Raw genomic sequence first — 8,646 nt, 5'->3', positions numbered from 1 at the left:
CAGCCTCCCCGCACTCAGCAACCGCTCCATCCAACAAGCCACACAAGAAGCCACCACCACCACAACCCCCACACCCAACCAACTCGCAACCAAGTAGTCGCGGGATCGCTGTTCCTCCTAGGCAAGAGAGGTCGCATGAACGACAGCGGAGTGGAACTCCTGGCCGCCGACCTGAGCACGGACCGACTGCATTCAGCGCTCCGGGATCCGGCGCTCGCCTCCATGAACTTCCTGAACGAGGTGGTCAACCGATTCCCGGAAGCCATTTCGCTCGCCGCCGGCCGGCCCAGTGAAGATTTCTTCGACGCCGACGACCTTCCCCGGTACCTGCAGGTCTTCAGCGACTACCTGGCGGCCGAGAAGGGTGCGGACGCGGCAGCCGTCCGCCGCACCCTCTTCCAGTACGGCCGGACCAAGGGCATCATCCACGATCTGCTCGCCCGGCATCTCGCCCGCGACGAGGGCATCGACGTAGACCCGGAGTCGATCGTCGTCACGGTCGGCTGCCAGGAGGCGATGTTCCTGGTGCTCCGGGCGCTCCGCACGGACGAGCGCGACGTCGTGCTGGCGGTTTCGCCGTGCTACGTCGGACTGACCGGTGCCGCGAGGCTGGTGGACATGCCCGTGTGGCCGGTGCGGGAGAACGAGGACGGCATCGACCTCGACCACCTGGTCGAGCAGATCGAGGCGGTGCGCGCCGCGGGCAAGCGGCCACGGGCCTTCTACCTCGTCCCGGACTTCGCCAACCCCTCCGGCGCGAGCCTCGACCTGGAGACCCGTCAGAAACTGCTCGCCATCGCGGCCGAGCACGATCTGCTGATCCTCGAGGACAATCCGTACGGCTTGTTCCAGGCCGGAGACGGTCAGCGGCTGCCCACGCTCAAGGCCCTCGACACGTCGCGGCGGGTGGTCTATCTCGGCTCGCTCTCCAAGACCTGCTTCCCCGGAGCCAGGATCGGCTTCGCCGTCGCGGACCAGCGCGTGGCCGGCGCACAGGGAGCCCCCACGCTCTTCGCGGACGAACTGTCCAAGATCAAAAGCATGCTCACCGTCAACACGCCCCCCGTGGCCCAGGCCATAGCGGGAGGCAAGCTGCTGGAGCACGACTGCAGTCTGGTCAAGGCGAATACCCGAGAAATACAGCTCTACAGCCGAAATCTACAGCTGCTGCTGGACGGGCTGGAACGGCGCTTCCCCCGCGACGGGAACCACCAGGTCTCGTGGAACGCGCCCGGCGGCGGATTCTTCGTGGTGGTCACCGTTCCGTTCATTGCCGACGACGCCGCGCTGGAATACGGCGCCAGCAAGTACGGCGTGCTGTGGACACCCATGAGCCACTTCTACGACGGCCGCGGCGGCGAGAAGCAGCTGCGCCTTTCGGTGAGCGTGGTGTCGCCGGACGAGATCGAGGCGGCGCTGGACCGTCTGGCGATGCTGATCGCCGATCTTTCCGGCAAGGAATGAACTCGCAGTAGTCACTCATTTTGAAAGCCAGGAGATTTCCATGTCGAGTACAGGCGTAATCGCCGACGATCTCAATAGCGTGAACCTCACGGACCCGAACACCTTCCTGCACACTGACATGGAAGATTTCTGGCGGCGCGTTCGGGCCGAACAGCCCATATACCTGCACCCGGCCACGGACCGCGGGTCCGAGTTCTGGGTGGTGTCCCGCCACGCGGACGTGATGGCCGTTCTGCAGGACCCCGGGCGATTCAGCTCGAAGCGCGGGAACATGATGTCCTCGCTGCACAAGCCGGGAGGGGACCCGGCGGCCGGCAAGATCCTCGCGCTCACCGATGCGCCGCGCCACAACGCCATGCGGACGATCCTGCTGAAGGCGTTCAGCCCCCGGATCCGCGGAGCGGTGACGGACAGGGTGCAGCAGCGGGTCGACCGTCTCCTCGGCAGCGCCGTCGGCACCGGGACCTTCGACTTCGCCAAGGAGGTCGCGGAGATCGTCCCCATGGGAACGATCTGCGATCTGCTCGGCTTCCCGCCCGAGGACCACAAGTACCTGCTCGACCTGAGCCGGGAGGCGGTCAGCGCGGACGACGAGGGGCAGACCGAAGAGGACGTCTGGCTCTCCCGCAACGAACTCCTCGTCTACTGCCAGGAGATCATCGAGGCCCGTCGCGAGAATCCGCAGGACGACCTGATCAGCGCGATGGCCACCTGCGAGATCAACGGTGAGCCGATGACCGATGACGAAGTGGTCCTCAACTGCTACGGGTTCATCCTCGCCGGAGACCACACCAGCCGCCTGGCCATGGTCGGCGCCCTCCTCGCCTTCTCCCAGCACCCCGACCAGTGGCTCGCGCTGAAGGAAGGCCGGGTTTCGACCGCCGCGGCTGTCGAGGAGATCGTGCGCTGGACGACGCCGGCGATGCACATCGGCCGTACCGCGACCGCCGATGTCACCCTCGGCGGCCAGGCGGTCCGCGAAGGCGACCACGTCATCCTCTGGAACACCTCCGCGAACCGCGACGAAAGCGTCTTCTCGGACCCGCAGACGTTCGACCTGGCGAGGACCCCCAACAAGCACCTGGGCTTCGGCTACGGAGCCCACTTCTGCTTCGGGTCGTACCTCGGACGAGCCGAGATCACCGCCGTACTGAAGACCCTCTGCAGCAAGGTGGACCGGATCGAGCTCACGGGCGACCCCAAGGCGCTCTACTCGACCTTCCTCCGCGGATACAGCAGCCTGCCGGTCTCCCTCACCCCCAGTCGATCCGACTCGAAGGAGTTCGCGAAGTGATCGAGCTAGAAGTCCAGCCCCATCACGCGGAGATGCCGCCCCTCCACCTGCTGAAGGCGGAGCACCTTCCCGCCTCCAGGAGCGCCATCACGGGCATGATGAACCAGCGCACCGCGGACGCCCTGCGGACCGTGATCGACATGGCGCCGCAGAGCTCCGACCGGAGCGCACTGGCCGCAGTCGACGCCGCCCTGGCCTGCCTGGCCGCCCCGGCCGGTGCCGCCAAGTACACCGATGTGGAGCGAAATGCCCTGCCGGCGGACCTCTACGAGGAACACGACCTGTTCTTCGGTGCGATCAGGGTCGGCGGGAACCCCGTCGAGACGTTCACCTACACCATGCTCGAAGCCCTCCGCAGCCAGCTCAAGGACGCCATCTCGGTCGGGATGAGCCTCTGCACCGGTGAACGGGCCCAACTGCGCGAGGCGTTCTGGGCCACCTTCCACACGCTGTGGCGCATCGGAGTGGCCGGCACGCCGTTCGAGCACGCGGCCCGCGCCCGCACCCATGACGCGGACATGAGCCTCGACGACGTGGACGGCGATCCCCTGGTTCGCTGGCGCCTCGGTCACCAGGTGTTCTTCGCGCTCATCCAGGCGCTGATCGTATCGGTCGGCTGCCTGGAGGAGTACCTCAAGGACGATCCGGACGACATCGACAGCGCCTGCCGGCTGCTCGAGGACGCCACGGTGCTGATGATCGGGTCCGGCACGTCGATGCGGTACGCCGGCGACTTCACGCGCGCGCATTACACGGATGCCGTACGTCCCGCGATGATGCCGCCTTACATCAATGCCAAGTTCAGCGGTCTCCAGCTGCGTGATCACCGGATCCTGCTCAAGCTGCTCAACCGGGTCAAGCCGTTGCTCGCGTCCCCCGCTCCGGCCGTCGACAAGTCCTACAATCAGCTGCTCGGTGCGATGGCGACGGCCTACGACGCGCACATCGCGGTCTGCTCGAGGTTCGGCGGCGACCGCGAATCGAGTCTCCGCACGCCCGGCTCCACGGTTCCCGCGGTGGACATCCTCCAGCGATTCCGTGACCGCCGAATCGGCGCCGCCACTCCGGACCGGCCGGCGGAATAGTCCGCCGCGCGTCTCCGCAGACATCTTAGTGTTCCGTTCCTGCTGATCTGCACAGCCAGAATCCCCGCGCTGCCGAGCAGGTGCGCATTCGTGCGATCTCAACACCGAAAGAGAGTAACGAGCAATGCATGCTGCAAATGCTGTTGATTTTGCCGACGATCGGTCGTCCGAGTCGCACGCGGAGTTGATCGGCGAATCGGTGCAGGCGGCTTTTGCGGCTCAGGCGCTGCGTTCTCCGGACGCGGTGGCGGTGCGGTGTGCCGGGCGGGAGCTGTCGTACCGGGAGCTGGACGAGCGGGCGAACCGGCTCGCGCACCGTCTGGTGGGTCTGGGAGTGGGCCCTGAGACGCCGGTCGCGGTGCTGATGGAACGCTCCGTGGACCTGGTGGTCGCGCTGCTGGCGGCAATGAAGGCGGGGGCGTTCTACCTGCCGCTGCACAGCGGTTATCCGCTGGAGCGGATGCAGTGGATCGTGGACGAGACGTCCGCGCCCGTGCTGCTGGCGGATGCGGCGATGCGCGAGCGCGGCCTGCCCGCCGCACCCGTGGTCGTGGTGGTGGACGAGGACGCGGAGCTGGCCGGCTACCCGGTCGGCGACCCGGGCGTGGAGACGCGGCCGGAGCAGCTGGCGTACGTGATGTACACGTCCGGTTCGACGGGCCGCCCCAAGGGCGTGGCGGTCACCCACCGCGACGTACTCGAGCTGGTCGTGGACAGCATGTTCGAGCCGGGCGCGCACGAACGGGTCCTGATGGTCATTCCGTATGCGTTCGATCCCTCGATCTACGGCCTGTGGGTGCCGCTCCTGCAGGGCGGGCGGACGGTCATCACGCCGGAAGGCGACCTGAGCGTGGCGGCGCTGGCGCGGCTGATCGCCGACGAGAAGATCACCGCCCTGGACGTCTCCGCGGGTCTGTTCCAGGTGATGGCGGAGGAGGACCCGGGCTGCTTCGCGGGTGCGCATGAGGTGATCACGGGTGGCGACGTGGTCTCCCCGACCGCGGTGCGGCGGGTGGTGGAGCGCTGCCCGGACATCGTCGTGCGCAGCGCGTACGGTCCCACCGAGACCACGCTGTACGCGACGCAGCAGCCGTGGACGCGCGACAGCGAGCTGCCGGCGCCGCTGCCGATCGGCCGTCCGCTGGACGGGATGCGGGCCTATGTCTTCGACGAGGCCCTGTCGCCGGTCCCGGCAGGAGAGGCCGGGGAACTGTACCTGGCGGGTACGGGGCTGGCCCGGGGCTACTTCGGGCGTGCGGACCTGACGGCGGAGCGGTTCGTGGCCGATCCCTTCGGCCCGGCCGGCAGCCGCATGTACCGCACCGGCGACCTCGCCCGCTGGTCCCGGGAGGGACTGCTGGAGTTCGTGGGCCGGGCCGACGACCAGGTCAAGATCCGCGGCTTCCGCATCGAACTCGGCGAGATCGAGGCGGTGCTGGGGCGTTCCCCCGGCCTGTCGCAGGTGGTGGTCGTGGTCCGGGAGGACCAGCCGGGCGCCAAGCGCCTCGTGGGCTACGTGGTACCCGATCCGGGCCACGGCGACGGGGTGGACGTCGAGGCCCTGCGCGCTCAGGTGGCGGGTCAGCTGCCCGAGTACATGGTGCCCTCGGCGTTCGTGGTGCTCGACCGGCTCCCGCTGACCACCAACGGGAAGCTGGACCGGCGGGCCCTGCCGGCCCCCGTCCTGCCGGCGACCGGAGCCGGGCGCGGTCCGCGGACCCCGCGGGAAGAGGTCCTGTGCGCACTGTTCGCCGACGTCCTGGGCGTGCCCGAGGTCGGCATCGACGACAACTTCTTCGCACTCGGCGGGCACTCCCTCCTCGCCACCCGCCTGGCCAGCCGCATCCGTTCGGTCCTGGGGGCCGAGCTGCCGGTGCGTACGCTGTTCGAGGCCCCCACGGTCGCCACCCTCGCCGACCGGGTCGCGGAGGCAGGTGCGGCCAGGCCCCCGCTGACCGCGATGGCCCGCCCGGAGCGGATCCCGCTGTCCCCGGCGCAGAACCGCCTGTGGTTCCTCGACAAGCTCGAAGAGACGAGCGCCACCTACAACCTTCCCCTCACCGTGCGTCTGTCGGGGCGACTGGACCGGGACGCGCTGCGGGCCGCGCTCGAGGACGTGGCGGACCGGCACGAGAGCCTGCGTACCGTCTTCCCCGAAGACGCTCAGGGCGTGCCGTTCCAGCAGGTCCTGCCGGCGATCCGGGCGATGCGGGACTTCGAGGTGGTGCAGACCGACGAGACGGCCCTGCCCGCGGAGATCTCGGCTCTTGCCGCGGAGCGCTTCGATCTGGCGGTGAACCCGCCGGTGCGGTTCCGTCTGTTCGCCCTGTCGGAGACCGAGCACGTCCTGTTCCTGCTGACGCACCACATCGCTTCCGACGGATGGTCGGTGGCTCCGCTGACCCGCGACATCGGCCTTGCCTATGAGGCGCGGTGCGCAGGGACGGAGCCGTCGTGGCCGGCGCTGCCGGTGCAGTACGCGGACTACACGCTGTGGCAGCGTGAGCTCCTCGGCGGGGAGGAGGACCGCGGCTCCCTGGGGAGCGAGCAGCTGGCCTTCTGGACCAAGGCACTGGAGGGACTCCCGGACCAGCTCGAGCTGCCCTTCGACCACTCCCGGCCGAAGGTGGCCACCCATCGCGGCGACTCGGTCTCCTTCGAGCTGGACGCCGAGCTGCACCGACGCCTGATCGGCCTGGGCCGTACCCATCAGGCCAGTCTGTTCATGGTGGTGCAGGCCGCCTTCGCCGCGCTGCTCTCCCGGCTGGGCGCGGGGCACGACATTCCCGTGGGTACCCCCATCGCCAACCGGACCGACGAGGCCATGGCCGATCTGGTCGGATTCTTCGTGAACACCCTGGTGATCCGGACCGACACCACGGGCGACCCCTCCTTCCACCAGCTGCTGGACCGGGTACGGGAGGTGTCGCTGGAGGCCTTCGCGCACCAGGACCTCCCCTTCGAGCACCTGGTGAACGAACTCAACCCCGAGCGCTCCACCGCCCAGCACCCGCTGTTCCAGGTACTGCTGGCCATGCAGAACAACACCTCCGTCCGGCTGGACCTTCCGTACCTGACCGCGGACGTGAGGCTGGCCGACACCGACGTCGCCAAGTTCGACCTGACCCTCGAACTCTTCGAACAGCAGGCGGGGGACGGCGTCCCCGGCGGGATCAGCGGGCGGCTGGGGTATGCCCTCGACCTGTTCTCCGCGGACACCGCACAGCGGCTCGCCGGCTGCTTCCAGCGGCTGCTCGCCGCGGTCGCCGCGGACCCGGACCTCTCTCTGAGCCGCATCGACATCCTCTCCCCGGAGGAGCACCACAAGCTCGTCGTCGAGTGCAACGACACGGCGGTGCCGTACGCCGACAACACCACCCTCCACCGGATGGTCCAGGAGCAGGCCGCCCGCACGCCGGACGCGCCGGCGGTCGTGTGCGGCGCGGAGGAGCTGAGCTACGGCGAGCTCGACGCACGGGCGAACCAGCTCGCCCACCACCTGATCGCCCTCGGGGTGCGCCCGGAGCAGCTGGTACCGATCTGTGTCGAGCGCGGCCTCGACGCCGTCGTCGCGGTGCTGGGCGTGCTGAAGGCGGGCGCCGTCTACGTGCCGCTCAACCACGAGTACCCGGTACACCAGATCGAGTTCATGGTGGCGGACGTCAATGCTCCGCTGGTCGTCACGCAGGCCCGCCTCCAGGACCGGCTCGGGGACACACCCGCCGAGCGGCTGCTGATGGACCAGGACCGGCACGAGATCGCCGCCCGGCCGTGCACGGACCCCGGTGTGCCGGTCGGCCCCGAGAGCCTGGCCCACGTCATCTTCACCTCCGGCTCCACCGGCACCCCCAAGGGTGTGATGATCGAACACCGTTCGCTCTGCCGGATAGTCGACAACGACCTGTTCGCCCACCTCGGGTCCGGCGACGTCGTGGCCCAGCCCTCCAACTTCTCCTGGGACGCCTTCACCTTCGAATGCTGGCCCGCCCTGACGCACGGGGCCGCCATGGCCGTCATGGACAAGGACGTCCTCCTCGACGCCGTCACGCTCAAGGCCGCCCTGCGTCACCACAAGGTGACGATGATGTGGCTGACGGCCCCCCTCCTGCGCCAGCACCTGCTGGACTGCCCCGATCTCCTTGACGGAGTCACGTCCGTCTTCTACGGCGGCGAGGCGATCGACCGGCCGGCGGTGGACGCACTGGTGGACGGGCCCTGGGCGCCCGAGCGGCTCATCCACGGGTACGGGCCCAGCGAGGCGACGGTCTTCACCACGAGCTACAGGGTGGACCGGAACATCCCCCGGACCGGCAAGATCCCCATCGGCCGGCCGGTGGCGAACACGGAGGTGTTCGTCATGGACGAGAACGGGGTCCTGGTCCCCCCCGGCGTCTCCGGCGAACTGTGGGTCGGCGGCCCCGGCCTGGCCCGGGGCTACTGGAACCGCCCCGAGCTGACCGAGGCACGGTTCATCAAGCACCCGTTCTCGGACGATCCTCAGGCCCGGGTGTACCGCAGCGGTGACCTGGTGCGGTGGCGGGGGGACGGCCAGCTGGAGTTCGTCGGCCGCGTCGACGACCAGGTGAAGATCCGCGGGCTCCGGATCGAGCTGGGCGGCATCGAGGCGGTACTCGGTGGCTTCCCGGGCCTCTCGGAGGTCGCGGTCGTGGTGCGGGAGGACCGGCCGGGCGACAAGCGCCTGGTGGCGTACGTGGTGGCCGAGTCCGGGCCTGGTGGGCCGGGGGCGGACGCCCTGCGCGCTCACGTCGGCGGGGAGCTGCCGGCGTTCATGGTTCCTTCGGC

At 69.0% G+C, this 8,646-nt stretch carries 4 protein-coding genes; all 4 read left to right on the top strand.

The window, feature by feature from the left end; translation table 11 throughout:
• Nucleotides 1–150: 150 nt before the first annotated feature.
• Nucleotides 151–1,464 carry an aminotransferase-like domain-containing protein gene (locus ACZ597_RS35455; protein ID WP_471339557.1) on the top strand — a complete coding sequence of 438 codons (1,314 nt, stop codon included), beginning with the start codon at nucleotides 151–153 and terminating at the stop codon, nucleotides 1,462–1,464.
• 40 nt (nucleotides 1,465–1,504) lie between these two features.
• Nucleotides 1,505–2,758 (top strand): cytochrome P450, encoded by a 1,254-nt coding sequence (locus ACZ597_RS35450; protein WP_471339553.1) that lies wholly within the window; start codon nucleotides 1,505–1,507, stop codon nucleotides 2,756–2,758.
• A 95-nt stretch (nucleotides 2,759–2,853) separates the two neighbouring features.
• Nucleotides 2,854–3,843 (top strand): hypothetical protein, encoded by a 990-nt coding sequence (locus ACZ597_RS35445; RefSeq protein WP_471339551.1) that lies wholly within the window; start codon nucleotides 2,854–2,856, stop codon nucleotides 3,841–3,843.
• 244 nt (nucleotides 3,844–4,087) lie between these two features.
• Nucleotides 4,088–8,646 (top strand): amino acid adenylation domain-containing protein (locus ACZ597_RS35440; protein WP_471339549.1); only part of this gene is annotated, 4,559 nt, incomplete at its 3' end.

The sequence above is a fragment of the Streptomyces sp. NPDC040718 genome (assembly GCF_055593565.1).
This window is presented reverse-complemented; position numbering and strand designations above follow the sequence as displayed.

Coding starts and splice junctions, on each gene's coding strand:
- ACZ597_RS35450 (WP_471339553.1), top strand. CDS start 1,505: ATGTCGAGTACAGGCGTAATCGCCGACGATCTCAATAGCGTGAACCTC.
- ACZ597_RS35445 (WP_471339551.1), top strand. CDS start 2,854: ATGATGAACCAGCGCACCGCGGACGCCCTGCGGACCGTGATCGACATG.